This window comes from Nocardia coffeae (genome assembly GCF_019890715.1).
GTDB classification, from domain to species: domain Bacteria; phylum Actinomycetota; class Actinomycetes; order Mycobacteriales; family Mycobacteriaceae; genus Nocardia; species Nocardia jiangxiensis.
Genome location: NZ_JAINZY010000021.1, coordinates 115,710 through 130,582, shown reverse-complemented (window position 1 = coordinate 130,582; position 14,873 = coordinate 115,710). Strand labels below are relative to the sequence as shown.

13 protein-coding genes and 1 pseudogene are annotated in these 14,873 nt (G+C 66.7%); 7 read left to right on the top strand and 7 right to left on the bottom strand.

The annotated features are described in order from the left end of the window. A pseudogene (locus tag K7711_RS49165) lies at positions 1-183 on the bottom strand (ISL3 family transposase); the annotation flags it as partial. Between the two features lie 692 nt (positions 184-875). Between K7711_RS49165 and K7711_RS43300 the strand changes: the two are divergent. Together K7711_RS43300 and K7711_RS43295 are read left to right on the top strand one after the other, a co-directional pair. Further along, positions 876-1,178: a hypothetical protein gene (locus tag K7711_RS43300; RefSeq protein WP_222978274.1), complete on the top strand. Its 303-nt coding sequence runs from the start codon at positions 876-878 to the stop codon at positions 1,176-1,178. A gap of 372 nt (positions 1,179-1,550) precedes the next feature. Further along, the gene (locus K7711_RS43295; RefSeq protein ID WP_222978272.1) at positions 1,551-2,747 is read left to right on the top strand and encodes a hypothetical protein; all 1,197 of its coding nucleotides are present in this window, start codon (positions 1,551-1,553) and stop codon (positions 2,745-2,747) included. A 349-nt stretch (positions 2,748-3,096) separates the two neighbouring features. Here the strand turns inward: K7711_RS43295 and K7711_RS43290 are convergent, their stop codons facing one another. Both K7711_RS43290 and K7711_RS43285 read right to left on the bottom strand, forming a co-directional pair. Beyond that, positions 3,097-3,990, bottom strand: coding sequence for a helix-turn-helix transcriptional regulator (locus K7711_RS43290; RefSeq protein WP_222978270.1), 894 nt, complete (start codon positions 3,988-3,990; stop codon positions 3,097-3,099). A gap of 146 nt (positions 3,991-4,136) precedes the next feature. Beyond that, complete coding sequence (locus tag K7711_RS43285; RefSeq protein WP_222978268.1) at positions 4,137-4,931, bottom strand: SDR family oxidoreductase; 795 nt, start codon at positions 4,929-4,931, stop codon at positions 4,137-4,139. 323 nt (positions 4,932-5,254) lie between these two features. Between K7711_RS43285 and K7711_RS43280 the strand changes: the two genes are divergently transcribed. Further along, positions 5,255-5,674, top strand: coding sequence for a Fur family transcriptional regulator (locus K7711_RS43280; protein ID WP_235748711.1), 420 nt, complete (start codon positions 5,255-5,257; stop codon positions 5,672-5,674). A gap of 33 nt (positions 5,675-5,707) precedes the next feature. After that, positions 5,708-7,939 carry a catalase/peroxidase HPI gene (katG, locus tag K7711_RS43275; protein ID WP_222978264.1) on the top strand — a complete coding sequence of 744 codons (2,232 nt, stop codon included), beginning with the start codon at positions 5,708-5,710 and terminating at the stop codon, positions 7,937-7,939. A 99-nt stretch (positions 7,940-8,038) separates the two neighbouring features. Here the strand turns inward: katG and K7711_RS43270 are convergent, their stop codons facing one another. Both K7711_RS43270 and K7711_RS43265 read right to left on the bottom strand, forming a co-directional pair. Continuing rightward, entirely contained in the window at positions 8,039-8,587 is a 549-nt protein-coding gene (locus tag K7711_RS43270; RefSeq protein ID WP_222978262.1) for a carboxymuconolactone decarboxylase family protein, read from the bottom strand. Between the two features lie 139 nt (positions 8,588-8,726). After that, positions 8,727-10,232, bottom strand: coding sequence for an FAD-dependent monooxygenase (locus K7711_RS43265; RefSeq protein ID WP_222978261.1), 1,506 nt, complete (start codon positions 10,230-10,232; stop codon positions 8,727-8,729). Positions 10,233-10,534: 302 nt separating this feature from the next. On the opposite strand from K7711_RS43265, the gene K7711_RS43260 reads away from it, so the two are divergent. After that, positions 10,535-11,350: a tetratricopeptide repeat protein gene (locus tag K7711_RS43260; RefSeq protein WP_222978260.1), complete on the top strand. Its 816-nt coding sequence runs from the start codon at positions 10,535-10,537 to the stop codon at positions 11,348-11,350. 52 nt (positions 11,351-11,402) lie between these two features. Here K7711_RS43260 and K7711_RS43255 read toward each other — a convergent pair whose 3' ends face one another. After that, positions 11,403-12,140 (bottom strand): M50 family metallopeptidase, encoded by a 738-nt coding sequence (locus K7711_RS43255; RefSeq protein ID WP_083895609.1) that lies wholly within the window; start codon positions 12,138-12,140, stop codon positions 11,403-11,405. A 104-nt stretch (positions 12,141-12,244) separates the two neighbouring features. Between K7711_RS43255 and K7711_RS43250 the strand changes: the two genes are divergently transcribed. Beyond that, the gene (locus K7711_RS43250) at positions 12,245-12,565 is read left to right on the top strand and encodes a hypothetical protein (RefSeq protein WP_040822105.1); all 321 of its coding nucleotides are present in this window, start codon (positions 12,245-12,247) and stop codon (positions 12,563-12,565) included. A 3-nt stretch (positions 12,566-12,568) separates the two neighbouring features. On the opposite strand, the gene K7711_RS43245 is transcribed toward K7711_RS43250, so the two are convergent. After that, positions 12,569-13,444, bottom strand: a complete 876-nt coding sequence (locus tag K7711_RS43245; RefSeq protein ID WP_222978258.1) for a TIGR03621 family F420-dependent LLM class oxidoreductase — start codon at positions 13,442-13,444, stop codon at positions 12,569-12,571. Between the two features lie 109 nt (positions 13,445-13,553). Here K7711_RS43245 and K7711_RS43240 point away from each other — a divergent pair, with 109 nt between their 5' ends. Then, the gene (locus K7711_RS43240; protein ID WP_222978257.1) at positions 13,554-14,789 is read left to right on the top strand and encodes a helix-turn-helix domain-containing protein; all 1,236 of its coding nucleotides are present in this window, start codon (positions 13,554-13,556) and stop codon (positions 14,787-14,789) included. Positions 14,790-14,873 lie beyond the last annotated feature (84 nt).

The following is a 14,873-nucleotide window of genomic DNA, read 5'->3' as shown; positions in this document are numbered from 1 at the left end:
AACCACACGCCAGTGATAGCTGTGCACCCGCGCGGACTCGGCGCCGCAGCCCGGACACGCGGCCGGATCATCAGGCGTCAGCGCCCACACCACGACCTGCCTACCCTCGTCGACCACATCCTCCACCACCAGCGGCAGCAAACCCGAAAACACCACGGCAGCAGGCACATTCACCTCACACACCCGAAATATGATGCCCTCCGACACCCCTCACCACCGAAAGTGCGACAGAGCCACCGAACCCGTGTTCAGCCTTGTGGCGGCGAGCGGAATATCCTTCAGGGAAAGATGAAGGCCTCCGTGAGGACTATGCTGCCGGTGCGTCCGCGTTACGACGATTGCAGGTCGATTCCACGGGTTGATGCGGACAAGTCAGTGCCGCGTTGCCGGCTGCCAGGTGAATGGGTGAATCGTCACGGGTTGGGGGCCGCAATGAGTGAAGGGGAGTTCCGCAGTCTGCCATGAGGAGCACCCCCGATGCCTGATTCTCCCGAGAGCCGCCGACAAAGGCGCCGCCATACGTAGACACGGTCCGAGGGGTCCTGTAAGGCAGATTGGGTAGTATTGACGAACTGTCTTCCTGCACTCACACTGACACAGGTGGGAAGGTGTACCGATGGTCATCAATCCAATGGAGTCTGTCACGGCGGCTCGAAATTTTGACAGAGTGCGATAGTCGGCGAATACTCCGTTTCACATCAGCGATGTCTTAGATAACTATATCCGTACGATGTCCACGGTTTCCGAATATATGGATCCCGCCCATGTCAGGGCGGTCGCCGAGTCGCCGTGACGCGGCAAGCTTGGCATCTGAAGTGGAAAGACTTGCGTACCGAGATGCTCGGGATGCACATGCGCTCCCACGGTGCGCGGTCATGGCAAGGGCATTGGGTGAGACAGAATCTTCGAACGTCGTTCCACTGCTTATCGATTTGACTACGAGATCAGTCGCGTCACACGACGAGACGACCAGAAACGCAGTTGATGCCACCACAGTGAACACTACCGCTGTTGAGAGTCTTTCGCGGCTCATCAAGTCCGGTGTGAACGAAGTCGGCGAAGCGCTTGTTCAGGTTGTTCGGAGTAGCAAATTGCTTGCTGTACTTGATGTTTCACTGGCACTGCTCCATGAGGGCGGCGGCGGTGAACAGTTCGAGCAAGGTCGTGGTCGGAGGTGATCACCTCACCGGCGGTCATCATGTCGAGATATCGCCACCGTGCTCTCGTCGAGAAATTTATCCACGCCGTCGGCCCTCGGCGAAGCAGGTGGACGCAGTAGTCGGCTACTCGAGTCTTCACCCTCCTGCGCCGCAGAAAATTATGTAGTTCGTTACTCATGTGCTCCAGCATCCGACGTGGCGGTGTCCAGAGCGGCTGCGGGCCTGGCAACGGCAACAGGCCATCGATAGGAATGGGACCGGCCGATGACTCTTTACGACGACCTGTTGCCGGTTCGGCACGGGGTGGCGATCAGCGAAGCGATCGAACAGTTCCTCTCGGCGCTACAGACATCGGACAGCGCTGTCGCCGGGGACGTGCACTCCGGTATCGTGCGAGCCTCGGTCAACACCAAAGCACTGGGCTTTATCCAGCTGGCATTGGACCCCGGCGGCCCGCCGGTGCCGTATCGATGGAAAGCGCTGGCGGGCGGCGGATTCCAGGTTGACCTCCTGCTGTCGGGTATTCCCGGGCTGCTCAGCTTCGCCGACCCCAACAAGGTGCTGCACGCCGCACAAGTCGTCACGGCTGCAGACCCCGGCGGCGGGCCGTCCAAAGCATGGCTGACCCAGACCGCCGACCCGGTCGACCTGCATGCGGCTCTGGCGTTGCGTGTCGTCGGCACACTCGCATCGCCGGCGACGATCACCTGGCTGAAATGCGAAGTGGGCCAGGATCCGGTAGACGACGTCTTCGTCGTCGAACCGACCCCGCCGCACATCCTGTTCGGCGACAGCGGGTGCGGCATCGATCTGACGAACGGCGCCGTCATCGACGCCAACACCGTCACGTCGGTGCCAGGGGGACCGCCGCCGGAGTGGACCGGCGTCACCATCTCCAACGCCAAGCTCTACGTTCCGCGCGACGTCCCGTTGATCGGTGGGCGGCCGATCGACTTCGACCTGCAACTGGGCACGCCCGGCGGGCTGGCGGTCTCGGCGCAGGCGACACTGGCCGGCGACGCCACCCATCCCAGCATCGACATCCGGCTGGACTGGCAGGATCCGGGCGCAGCGTCGCTGGCCGACTTGGTTCCCACCGCAATCGAAGCTACGGCGGCCTTCCCGCTGGTTGGTCGTACCGAACAGGCCGACGGCAAGGCGTTCACATTAGTCGGCGGAGACCCGATGACAGTGCGAGTGCGGTGCGCGCGGGCGCTGGCGCCGGGCGCCGGCGTCACCTTCGAGGTGTCAGCAGACGCCGTCGGGCCCGACGGTTTGGTCAAAGCCACCGGCACCGATCCAGGTGGGAAGGCGGTCGTCGCCGCTGCCGCGCTGGCCACCGCGCTGGTGGCCGGCTCCATGCTGGGCAGCGCGCCGCCGTCGGGGGATCGGTCGGGCATCTGGCTACACGAGTTGCTGACCGCCGCCGCGGGCGCCAGCGCATTCTTCGACTCGGCGGGCAAGGTGGTCGTCGATCGCGTTTCCGTGTCAGCGTCTTCAAGTGACGGTGCGCCCGCGCTGCAACTGAGCGTGGACTATCTGGTCGACGTCGCCGTGAGCGCCTTCGACGTCGGGGCCACCCTGTGACCGATGGCCCGAATCTGGAGAAACCTGCACATGCAGGAAACCGCCTCACAAGCACCATCGGTCACATACGTCACTGTGACGTTAATCGGAGCGCATGGTTATGCATCAATCAGTGAATAAAACGCATGAACTCGCAGGTTCTTCCCGGATCGGCCCCACACGCTCAACTCTTACCGGATTGCTCTCGCCTTTTTCTGGATCGCACATGCGCTGCGCAACAACGTAATTACCCACCTCAGTCGCCCGCGTTTTGCGCCGATAATTGACATTATGTCAAGTAGTCGGCTGGTTGTTCGCCCGCGATGCGAATACGTCCTCCCCTGATACCGCACCGCTTCGGAGCGAAGGTTTATCTGCTGGGGGCATGAAACTCGGTCGCCAACGTCTCTTGGGCGGCCCACGACGCCAACAGGGCCAGATTGTCAGCGGCCGCCCCTCCCGCAGGTGCGGTGTAGACATTCAGCTGCAGACCAGGTTCGGTGGGCAGATCCATGGACTCGAAATTCAAGTCGAGCCGGCCCACCACCGGATGGTTCACACGCTTGCTCCCGTATCCGTGCAGCCGCACGTCCTGAGATGCCCACTGCTGCCGGAACAGCTCACTGCGCGTTGATAATTCGCCCACCAAGGCGATGAGCTCCTCGTCGTGGGGATTACGGCCCGCTTCCATCCGCAGCATCGCGGCCGCATTTCGCGCTACCTGGTCGTAGTCGACGAAGAACGTCTCGGCCTCGCGGGGATTCAAGTACACGAACCGCGCCGTGTTGGCGGGCCGTCGTGGGTCGGCCAGCACCGGTGAATACAGCGCGCGACCGAGTTGATTCATGGCGAGCACGTCGTGGCGCGCATTGCGGATCCACGCCGGCGCACCGGTAATGGCGTCTAGCACCTCCTGCAGCACCGGACGCACCGTCGCGGGAGGTGTGCGGTACCGCCGACCGCCGGGCGCCCCGGACCGGCGTGCGAGATGCAGCAGGTGATCGCGCTCCGCTTCGGTCAGTTGTAAGGCTGTGGCCAGCGCGTCGAGCACGCCCTCCGAGGTGCCGGCCAGGCTGCCGCGCTCGATGCGCACGTAATACTCGACCGAGACCCCAGCGAGTAGCGCTACCTCCTCTCGACGCAGACCCTTGACCCGACGTCTACCACCGTAGGCGGGCAGTCCAGCCATCTCGGGCGCGATGCGGGCGCGACGCGACCTCAGAAACTCTCGGATCTCGGTGCGCAGATCAAGTGTGGCGGGCATCCACTCACCGTAGGCCCGCACCGCGGGCGAAGGGAGGTACCGCCAATACCCTGAAGCCTCGGCGTCCGGCGGATCGGGCACCGACACGTCGACACCGTGCGGGAATGAACGCGAGGTCGGTGAAGCCGGGCGGTGTCGCCGAAGGCTCACGCGGTCGTGGCGATCCCTCCGTCGACGGGGACGACGGTGCCGGTCAGGTAAGCGCCTGCCCGGCTGGCGAGGAACACCGCGACACCCGCCATGTCGTCGTCGCGGCCGATCCGGCGCAGCGGGGCCGACGCCGCGATCACCTCGCCGAGCTCGTCCAGGGTTGCGGCCATCATCGTCGACGGGAACGGTCCCGGCGCCACCGCGTTCACCGTGATGCGCTGCGGGCCCAGCTCTTTGGCGAGCACTCTGGTGAGTTGATGCAGCGCGGCCTTGCTGCTGGAGTACGAGTAGTTGGGTCGCTGCGGGATGTGGATGGCGGCGATGCTGCCGATGTTGATGATCCGCGCGGGATCGTCGGCGGTCCCAGCGTTACGAAGTGCAGGCAGCAGCGCCTGCACCAGCCAGAACGGCGACTTCAGGTTGATGTCGATGACCGTGTCCCAGGCAGCGTCCGGGAACGTCGCCAACGGCTCGTCCCACATCGCACCCGCGTTGTTGACGAGGATGTCGAGACTTCCGGAGTCGGCCGTGACGAGGTCGGCGAGGCGCTCACACTCCTCGTGCCGGGACAGATCAGCGGGGATCGCCCGGACGTCGCCGAATTCGGACAGCTGTTCCTGCGCTCGAGCGCACGCTTCTGCGTTGCGTGAGCTGATGACCACGCGGACGCCCGCCTGGAGCAGCCCGCGCGCGATCATCATCCCGATGCCCCTGGTGCCGCCGGTGACGAGGCCGTGCTTACCGCTCAGATCGAAAAGCTCTGTATGCGTTGCGAATTGGCTGTTTGCCACTGCTTCTCTCTTCTGTTCAGCCGGGTATCTCTCATAGCAACCTAGGCGGCATTCCGGACGCCAAGGAGATCCCGGTAGTACGGGTACTGCCAGAGTCCCCCTTGTGCATGCCTGGATCTGCCAACTGTTCACCTCCGGGCTGCCGATAACCCGGACGTGCCACTCCAAGATCGGTAGTCTCTGCCGCAAATGATCTAGAGACGCGTGTCACAGTCTGGCGGGGAGCGTTCGGGCGAAACCTGAGAATTTTCGCGAACCCCTCGCCCCAAAGACTTGAATGAGTCATAATTATGAACGTGTCCAGTACAGCAGAGTTCGAGCGCATGCTGCGCGGTGCCGCTCTGCGTGTGACCGCGCCGCGGATCGCGGTGCTGGCCGCGGCGCACGAGCGTCCCCATTCCGATACGGACTCGATCCTGTCCCGGGTGCGCGAGACGCTCGGGACGGTTTCCCACCAGGCCGTGTACGACGTGTTGCGTGCGCTCACGGCCGCGGGTCTGCTTCGGCGTATCCAGCCCATGGGGTCGGTCGCGCGCTACGAGACCCGGGTCGGCGACAACCACCACCACGTCGTGTGCCGTTCCTGCGGTGTCATCGCCGATGTCGACTGCGCCGTCGGTGAGGCGCCGTGCCTGACCGCGTCGGACACCAACGGTTTCGTCCTGGACGAGGCCGAGGTCGTGTATTGGGGTCTGTGCCCCGATTGCTCGGCAGCCCAGCACAGTTCGCAATCTCGAATCTGAATACAGCCCTACCCCACTCTCGAAAGGAACACTGTGGCTGAGGAACATCCGCCTATTGCAGAGGCGAACACCGAGCCCGCCGCGGGCGGTTGCCCCGTGGCGCACGGTCGCCTGAAGTACCCCTCGGAGGGCGGCAGCAACCGTGACTGGTGGCCCAACCAGCTCAATCTGAAGATCCTGCAGAAGAACCCGGCCGTGGCCAACCCTATGGACGAGGGCTTCGACTATGCCGCGGCGTTCAAGACTCTGGATCTGGCGGCGGTGAAGCAGGACATCGTCGATGTCATGCACACCTCGCAGGACTGGTGGCCGGCTGATTTCGGTCACTACGGTCCCCTGTTCATCCGGATGGCCTGGCATGCGGCGGGCACCTACCGCGTGCACGACGGTCGCGGTGGCGCGGGCGCCGGTATGCAGCGGTTCGCGCCGCTGAACAGCTGGCCGGACAACGGCAACCTGGACAAGGCGCGACGGTTGCTGTGGCCGGTGAAGAAGAAGTACGGCAAGAACCTGTCGTGGGCCGATCTGATCGTGTACGCGGGCAATGTCGCGCTCGAGGACATGGGCTTCGAGACCTTCGGTTTCGGTGGCGGTCGCGAGGACCGGTGGGAGCCGGAGGAGGACGTGTACTGGGGCCCGGAGCAGATCTGGCTGGGCGATGAGCGGTACACCGGTGAGCGGGATCTGGAGAGTCCGCTGGCCGCGGTGCAGATGGGCCTGATCTACGTGAATCCGGAAGGCCCGAACGGCAATCCGGATCCGCAGAAGGCCGCGGTCGACATCCGTGAGACGTTCGCGCGGATGGCGATGAACGATGTGGAGACCGCGGCGCTGATCGTGGGTGGTCACACGTTCGGTAAGACGCACGGTAACGGCAATGCGGATCTGGTCGGTCCCGAGCCGGAGGCCGCTCCGCTCGAGGAGATGGGTCTGGGCTGGAAGAACGGCAACGGCACCGGTGTCGGTAAGGATGCGGTGACCTCGGGTCTGGAGGGTATCTGGACCACGACGCCGACCAAGTGGGACAACACGTTCCTGGAGATCCTGTACGGGTACGAGTGGGAGCTCGAGAAGTCTCCCGCCGGTGCGTGGCAGTGGATTCCGGTCGATGGCGGCGGTGCGGGCACGGTGGCCGATGCGCATGTCGAGGGCAAGACGCACACGCCGACGATGCTGACCACCGACCTGGCATTGCGGTTCGATCCGATCTACGAGCCGATCACCCGGCGGTGGTTGGAGAACCCGCAGGAGTTGGCGGACGACTTCGCCAAGGCCTGGTACAAGCTGACGCACCGCGATATGGGTCCGGCCGTGCGGTACCTGGGTTCGCAGGTGCCCTCGCAGGAGCTGCTGTGGCAGGATCCGGTTCCGGCGGTGGATCACGCGTTGGTGGACGCGGCTGATGTGGCGGCGTTGAAGGCGAAGGTGCTGGAGTCGGGTCTGACTGTGGCGCAGCTTGTTTCGACTGCGTGGGCGGCGGCGTCGTCGTTCCGTGGCAGTGACAAGCGTGGTGGCGCGAACGGCGGGCGGATTCGTCTGCAGCCGCAGGCGGGCTGGGAGGTCAACGAGCCCGACGAGTTGGCTCAGGTGGTGCGGGTGCTGGAGGGTATCCAGGGCGCGTTCAATGCCGAGCAGTCCGGCGGCAAGAAGATCTCGTTCGCGGATCTGGTGGTGCTGGCGGGTTCGGCGGCGGTGGAGAAGGCTGCCAAGGACGGCGGTTTCGAGGTCGAGGTGCCGTTCGCGGCGGGTCGTACCGATGCCACGCAGGAGCAGACCGATGTGGAGTCGTTCGCGGCGCTGGAGCGGTCGGCGGACGGTTTCCGGAACTACCTGGGTAAGGCGAACCGGTCCGCGGCGGAGTATCTGCTGATCGACAAGGCGAATCTGCTGACGCTGAGTGCGCCGGAGTTGACGGTGCTGGTCGGTGGGCTGCGAGTGCTGGGTGCGAACTATCAGAACTCCGCGCACGGTGTGCTGACCGACAAGCCGGGTGTGCTGTCCACGGACTTCTTCGTGAATCTGACGGATATGGACACCAAGTGGGAGCCCTCCCCCGCGGATGACGGCACCTATCTGGGTAAGGATCTCGCGAGTGGTGAGCTCAAGTGGACCGGTACCCGGGTGGATCTGGTGTTCGGGTCGAACTCGCAGTTGCGGGCGTTGACCGAGTTGTACGCGGAGGATGATTCCCGGCGCAAGTTCGTCGATGATTTCGTCGCGGCGTGGGTGAAGGTGATGGAGCTGGATCGCTTCGATCTGGTCTGATCCGGTTTCGCCGGTGGTGCCCCTGGGCCGTTGTGGCCCGGGGGCACTCTCGTGTGTCCTGTCCCCCGGCGATCGTGTTGCACCACTGAGGGTTTCGGGTCAGTACTCGGGGCGTTGCGGCAGGGCGCAGGTCATGCCGTCGGCCATGCCGGTGGGGCGCACGCCCAGGGCCTGGTTGAGGCGAGCGCGCTGATTTTCCCAGGCGATGGCGGCGGTGAGTTCGGCGTATTGGGTTTTGGACAGGCTGGTCAGTAGGCGGGTGCGCAGGTCTTCCAGGTCCAGGGTTGCCGGGGTGCGGGTCATGGCTTCGGCGAGGGCCAGGACGAGTTTTTCCTGGTCGGTGTAGGCGTCGCTGGTGCTGTAGGTGGACAGGTCGGTGATCTGGCGTTCGGTCAGGCCGCTGGAGTGCGCGAGGGCGGAGCCGATGTCGAGGCAGAATTCGCAGCCGATGAGTCCGGCGGTTTTGAGTTCGGCGAGTTCTTTGAGGCGGGGGTCGAGCCGGTTGCTGAGCAGGAGTGCGGTTTCGTAGGTGCCGGTGCCGATCAGCAGCCAGGGTCGGCGGATGAGCCAGCCCAGCAAGTCGGTGCGGTGGCGGCGGGCGTCGGCGAGGGCTCGTGCGTAGTGGCGTGTTCGGGTGATCGCTCTCATGTCGCTTCTCCCCTGTGGTGTGCGCGTGTGGTTGTTTCACCGTAGCGCTGTTCCACTACATTCTGTAGTAGTTCTGGGGTGTGTGTGCGCCCACGTGGTCGCCGGTGTCGCGGTCACCGGCGACCACGCGGGCGGAGTGTCACGCCGGGGCGCCGAACCAGCGGGTCAGGGCTTCGCGCAAGCCGGTGACGCCGTCGGGCGCGGCCCAGGCGACGATGCCGTCGGGACGGATCAGCACACCCGAGAGGTCGTGCGGGTCAACGGGTTTGGCGGTGACGACACGGACGGTGCGCTGCCAGGGAGCGGCGATCTCGCGCAAGGCGGGAGTATCGGCGAGGTCGAGCAGGACCGCGTGCCCGTCGGTGCAGTGCTCGGCCGGGCGGGTGCCATCGGCCAGAGCGATATCGGGGACGACGGTGCCCACCACAGGGTGCGTGTCGCCGAGGTCGTAGCGGTGGGTGATGCCGGAGATCTTCTTCAGCACGCTGGTGGCGCCGCCGCGGGTGGCCAGGAATTCGGCGGTGACCGCGCGCATGGCGCGGCTGTGCGGATCGGTGCGCATGATGGCGACCTGGGCGCGGGACCAGCCCAGTACCCACTCCCCGATCGGATGACGTTCACTGGTGTAGGTGTCCAGCAGATCGGCCGGTGCGTGTCCGGCGATGACGGCGGCGAGTTTCCAGCCGAGGTTGACCGCGTCGCCGATGCCCAGGTTCAGGCCCTGTCCGCCGAACGGTGAATGCACGTGGGCGGCGTCCCCGGCCAGCAGGATGCGGCCGCTGCGGTACGCGGTGGCTTGGCGGGTGTTGTCGGTGAAGCGGGTGGCCGAGTGCACGGCGGTGATCTCGACCGGGATTCCGGACACCGCGCGCAGGGCGCGCTGGAGTTCGGCGGCGGTGACCGGGGCGGTGCGGTTCGCGGGTGGTCCGTCGAACTGGACGGTGAGAATGCGGCCGGGCATCGGCCCGTACACGTAGATGCCGGTGTCGGTGCAGGACCAGCCGCGTTGCAGTGCTTCAGCACCGCGCATCTCGACGATGGCCTGGTGTCCGGTGATGAGCGGGTCGACGCCGGGGAAGTCGAATCCGGCGAGTTTGCGCACGGTGCTGCGGCCGCCGTCGCAGCCCACGAGCCAGCTCGCGCGCACGGCGGTGTCGTCGAGCCAGACGGTGACGCTGTCGCTGTCGTCGGTGAAGCCGGTGACTTCGGTGCCGCGGCGGATCGGTATGCCCAGTTCGGTTGCGCGGGCGGTGAGGATTTCCTCGATCCCCTGTTGCGGGACGATGCAGGCTTCCTGCACGGGGCCGAGTTCGGCGAAGGCGGGATCGGTGTCGTCCACGTCGTCCTGGTTGATCCAGATCCCGGCGAAGTGCCCCACCGGCCGCACTCGCCCGGCCGGTGCGGGGTCGGCGGGTGCGAAGCGGGCCATGAGTGCGCGGTGGCGTTCGGTGAGTTGCGGCAGCAGGCCGCGCCGGTCGAAGGCCTGTGCGGTGGGGATGTTGATCGAGCCCGCTTTGATCGTGGGGTCGGGTTCGGTGAGCCGGTCCACGACCAGGACGTGCACACCGGCGAGGCGCAGCTCGCAGGCGAGCATCAGTCCGACGGGTCCGGCTCCGGCGACGACGACGTCGAATGTTTCGCTCATGGATCCCACGGTGCCGCGATGCGGTTGCGCTGGTCTTGCGCGCGGCTTGCGCGCGTGCCGTGCGGGTCTTGCGCGGGCCGGTGGCGAGGGTTCGCGCGCGCGGGGTGTGTGGTGTGAATAGTATTGCGGGCGAATGCAATGGAGCATTTCGCGCATACCGTTCGGCTGGTTTCGGTCGGTCGCCGGAGCGGTGCGGGGGCCGGAAATAGGTTCGGGGTCAAGGGGTTTGTCGTTCCGGTGTGGGTATCGCGGTATGGCGCGGGTTTTCCGCGGGACACCTTCGGCGAAAGGCGGCGGGCACGATGACCGGGCCGGATCGGTATGACGAGCAGGACGTTTCGCGTGGGTCGCTGGCCGACCGGTATGGCGGGACCGAGCCTGTGCGATGGCAGGGGCAGGTGGTGCAGCCGATGTATTGCCAGGCGCTGGGCGCGGATCCGACGATACTGAGTTTGACGTTGCAGCGCGCGGCTCCCCCGGCCGGGGTGCGTGGGGTGGGGATCGCGGTGTCGGTGTTGAGCGGGCATGTGGCGCTGGCGGGGCGGCGGTTGCGTGGGGTGGATGTGTGGACCGAGGCGATGTCCGGTGGTGTGGATGTCGAGCTGTACGGTGCGGGGCCCGATGCGCGGTTCGCGCTGACGCCGGTGTGGTTGGGCCCCGATGGTGCGACGGTGTCGTGGGCGGGTAATTACGGCGTGCTGGCCGATCGATCGCAGGACGGGTCCGCGGTGTTGCGGTGCAGCACCGGTGTGGGTGCGCCGGATTTCGGGGAACTGGTTGTGGCGGTGGGGATTCGGACGGCGCCGACGGACGAGTCGCGATATCGCGGGGCGTTGTACGAGCTGGGGGTGGCGATGCACGGGCGCGGTGAGACCGATCAGGCGTGTGCGTTGTGGGATCAGGCCGCGGGGCTGGGGCATGTGGGTGCGGCGTACGACCTGGGAGCGGTGCGTTTCGGGCACGGTGAACTCGCCGAGGCCGAGCAGTGGTGGCGGATCGCGGCCGAACACGGTGACGTGCGGGCGATGACCGGGCTGGCCGAGGTCCTGGATCGGCACGGCAGCGCAGGGGAAGCGCGGCGGTGGCGTGAGTACGCCGGGCAGGGATCGCGGCCCTAGCTGTTCTGATTGCCTGGTTGCGGGCCCGGCGCACCGGGTTCGGCGCTGGCGCTCAGGTGAACGGCCAGGGAGTCAGCAGCAGGCGGCCACCACCCACCAGGCAGGCCAGCGATGCCCCGGCGAACACCAGCACCCAGAAGAAGGCCGGCAGCCGGGTCAGGTGGGCGAGCTGATCGGCATCCGAGCCGTCGCCGCGTACGTGCACACGCTGCAGTTCCGCGACCGCGCGCAGGCCACCGAACAGCAGGAACCAGGCCACCGCGTACCCGAAGACGCCTTGGACCACGACATTGCTGTACCAGGACACGCCGAACACGGCCGCGCCCGCGACGACGACCGCGAGCAGACCGAACATGTTGCGGATCAACAGAAGCAGCACCGCGAGCGCGGCCACGACCAGCCACAGCATCAGCGTCAGCCGCCCGATGCCCAGCAGTGCCGCGCAGCCCAGGCCCAGCAGCGACGGGGCGGGATATCCGGCCATCGTGGTCAGGATCATGCCCGGGCCGTAGGGTTTTCCGCGCGAGACGGTGACGCCGGAGGTGTCCGAGTGCAGGCGCACTCCGCGCAGGGTTCGTCCGGTCAGTACCGCGACGAGTGCGTGCCCGCCTTCGTGGGCGATGGTGACCGCGGTGCGCAGGATCCGCCACACCGGCGTGTACAGCACCAGCACCAATGCGACCGCGGCGGTGGCGGCGATGACCCACAGCGGTGGGTGTGCGGAGACCAATCCCAGCTGATCCGATACCGAGGACACCGATACCGGTGCGGCGATGCGCGACGAACTCACCGCCGTAGGGTAGCGGTACGTCATCGGGCGTGCACTGCGTGCACACCCTAAGCTGTCGGGCGGGATCGCCGGGGTCGGCCCGGCGTGCAGCAGAGGAGATCGCGATGAAGTCCGTGCGATGGGCGGCCGCCGGTGTGGGTGTGATGGGTGTTGCCGCAACGCTTCTGACCGGATGCAGCGATGTCCAGAAGGCGTTGAACAAGGGTGGCGACACCGCGTGCAGCGATTACGTGAAGCAGGATCAGGACACCCAGCGAGTCACGATCACGAAGTTCGTCAAGCAGCAGACCGGTGACGATCACGAACCGGCCGGCACGACGGTGGATGCGACGATGGTGTCGGTGAAGTTCCTGTGCAGCAATCAGCGCAATGCCGCCACGCCGATCAAGAACGCCGACGTGGCGGGCATCTTCCTCAACAAGTGAGGCTCAGCGCAGCAGCTCGATGACGCGGGCCATCTTGTCCATGTTCGGCTCGAGGACGGTGAAATAGCTGATCCCGTACCGCGTGTGGCGTTCGCGGATTTGGTCGGCCATCTGCGCAGGCGTGCCCACCAGCAGCATCGGGATCTCCTCGGCGCGCTCGGCAGCGCCCTCGGGCAGATTGGGGGCGAGGCGTTCGAGCAGGGCGGCGCGTTCGTTCGGTGCGGCCAGTTGCTGGATGAGGATGTTGAATTCGGTGCTCTCGCGGCGTGGGCCCAGTGCCTCGCGCACCGCGGCGACGCGCTGGTCCAGATCCTCAGGGGTGCCCGCGGTGATCAGGCCGCTGTCGGTGGCGCGGCCGCCGGTGAAGGCCACCACGTCGGCGTGTTCGGCGGCCACGCGCAGCATCCGTTCGCCCCATCCGGCGATCAGCAGCGGCGGGCCGCCCGCGCGGGCGGGGCGGGGACGGTAATCGGGGTCGGCGAAGGTGGTGCGCAGAGTGCGTGCGGTGTCCGCGACCTGCTGCACGCGGCGGCCCGCGCTGGGGAATTCTATTGCGGCGGCGTCGAATTCGGATTTCACGTAGCCCGCGCCGAGGCCGAGTTCGACGCGGCCGTCGGTGAGCAGATCCAGGGTGGCGACCTCGCGGGCCAGCAGGGTCGGGTTGTAGAACGGGACGTTGAGCACGAACGAGTTGACCTGTGCGCGCTCGGTCGCCTCGGCGGCCAGCAGCATCGCCGGCAGCGGCGCCAGGAAACCCAGATGATCGGCCACCCCCAGCACGTCGAAGCCCGAATCCTCTGCCTTGCGGCATTTTTCGATCCAGGACTTCTTGGAATCGGTGAGGAACATGTTCACGCCGAATCGGAACGATGAGCTCATGGTTTCCTGTGTACCAGCCGGGTCCGACAATTTCCCCGCGACCGGGTCCGGTTTGCGCAATCATGGGGTACAGCGCCCGGACTTTCGCCCGACGACGAGGTTGGTGACCATGCCGCAGTCGCGCACACTCACCGCCCAGCGCGCCGCCCTGGAACAGGAGTGGGCGCGCTGGGCGATCCCGCACGCCCCGACCCCGGAACCGCTCGCCCGCACCAGCTCCGGGCACACGATGCTGCGCAGCGAGGTCGCCCGGTCCTGGCAGCGCTCGCTGAGCACCGTGGATCCCGAACGGCGCGCCGCACCCGACGACGACGACGAGATCGCCACCCGCTGGGCGCATTCGCCGTTGCGCGCGCCGGTGACCGCGCTGGCCGACGAATTGCACAGCATCACCGACGATTCCGGATTCACCGCCTGCGTCACCGACGAGCGCGGCACCATCTTGTGGGTCTCGGGCGGACGGGTGCTGCGCAGACGCGCCGAACAACTCAACTTCGCGCCCGGCGGCCGGTGGGACGAGCCGCACATGGGCACCAACGCGATGTCACTGGCGCTGTGCACCGGGCAACCCGCGACGGTGTTCTCCGCCGAACATCTCATCGCCGCCCTGCACAGCTGGGTGTGTTACAGCGCCCCGATCAACGCCCCCGACGGGCGCCGGCTCGGCGTGATCGACCTGTCCACCAGCTGGGAGCGTTCGCATCCGCTGGCGTTGTCCACCGTGCGGGCCCTGGCGACCGCGATCCGTTCGCAGCTGCCCCCGGATCTGCCCGCCGAGCAACCCGGGATCCGCCTGCAATGCCTGGGCGGGGCGAGTCTGTCGCGCGCGGGGTGCCCGGTGCGGTTGCGCCCGCGTCAGCTCGAGATCCTCACCCTGCTCGCGCTCGAACCCGACGGGTTCACCCCGCAACGGCTGCACAGCGCGATCTACGGCGATCGGCCGGTGAGCGCGAGCACCCTCAAAGCCGATGTGTCACATCTGCGCCACGCCACCGGCGGGGAGATCGCCAGCCGCCGCTACCTGCTGACCCGGCCCATCTCCTGTGACGCGGTGGACCTGCTGGACGCGCTGGCCGCCGGAGACCTGACCGCCGCGCTGCGGCTGTATCGCGGGCCGCTGCTGCCCGGATCCGATACCCCCGGCATCGCCCAGTGGCGCGAGAATCTGGCGGTGCGGGTGCGCACCGCGGTACTCGAGAGCCCGTGCGCGGCGCACGCGGTGCAATTCGGCATCCGCTGCCCCGAGGACGTCCGGGTGCACGAGCACGCGCTGAGGCTGCTGCAGCCCGGAGATCCGCGCCGTCCCGAGGTCACCGCGCGCCTGCACGCGGCCCTGGCCGACTGAAACTCCACTCGAGCCAGGGTGCGCGCGCGACGCCAACCTGTTGCCAACCATGGTGTTCCACACTGACGCCGTCCCGGATCACCC

Excerpts from the sequence above, each read along its gene's own strand:
- K7711_RS43300 (WP_222978274.1), top strand. The coding sequence starts at position 876 with ATGGCAAGGGCATTGGGTGAGACAGAATCTTCGAACGTCGTTCCACTG.
- K7711_RS43245 (WP_222978258.1), bottom strand. The coding sequence starts at position 13,444 with ATGAGCTCATCGTTCCGATTCGGCGTGAACATGTTCCTCACCGATTCC.
- K7711_RS43280 (WP_235748711.1), top strand. The coding sequence starts at position 5,255 with ATGCTGCGCGGTGCCGCTCTGCGTGTGACCGCGCCGCGGATCGCGGTG.
- K7711_RS43265 (WP_222978261.1), bottom strand. The coding sequence starts at position 10,232 with ATGAGCGAAACATTCGACGTCGTCGTCGCCGGAGCCGGACCCGTCGGA.
- K7711_RS43250 (WP_040822105.1), top strand. The coding sequence starts at position 12,245 with ATGAAGTCCGTGCGATGGGCGGCCGCCGGTGTGGGTGTGATGGGTGTT.
- K7711_RS43240 (WP_222978257.1), top strand. The coding sequence starts at position 13,554 with ATGCCGCAGTCGCGCACACTCACCGCCCAGCGCGCCGCCCTGGAACAG.
- K7711_RS43270 (WP_222978262.1), bottom strand. The coding sequence starts at position 8,587 with ATGAGAGCGATCACCCGAACACGCCACTACGCACGAGCCCTCGCCGAC.
- K7711_RS43260 (WP_222978260.1), top strand. The coding sequence starts at position 10,535 with ATGACCGGGCCGGATCGGTATGACGAGCAGGACGTTTCGCGTGGGTCG.
- K7711_RS43290 (WP_222978270.1), bottom strand. The coding sequence starts at position 3,990 with ATGCCCGCCACACTTGATCTGCGCACCGAGATCCGAGAGTTTCTGAGG.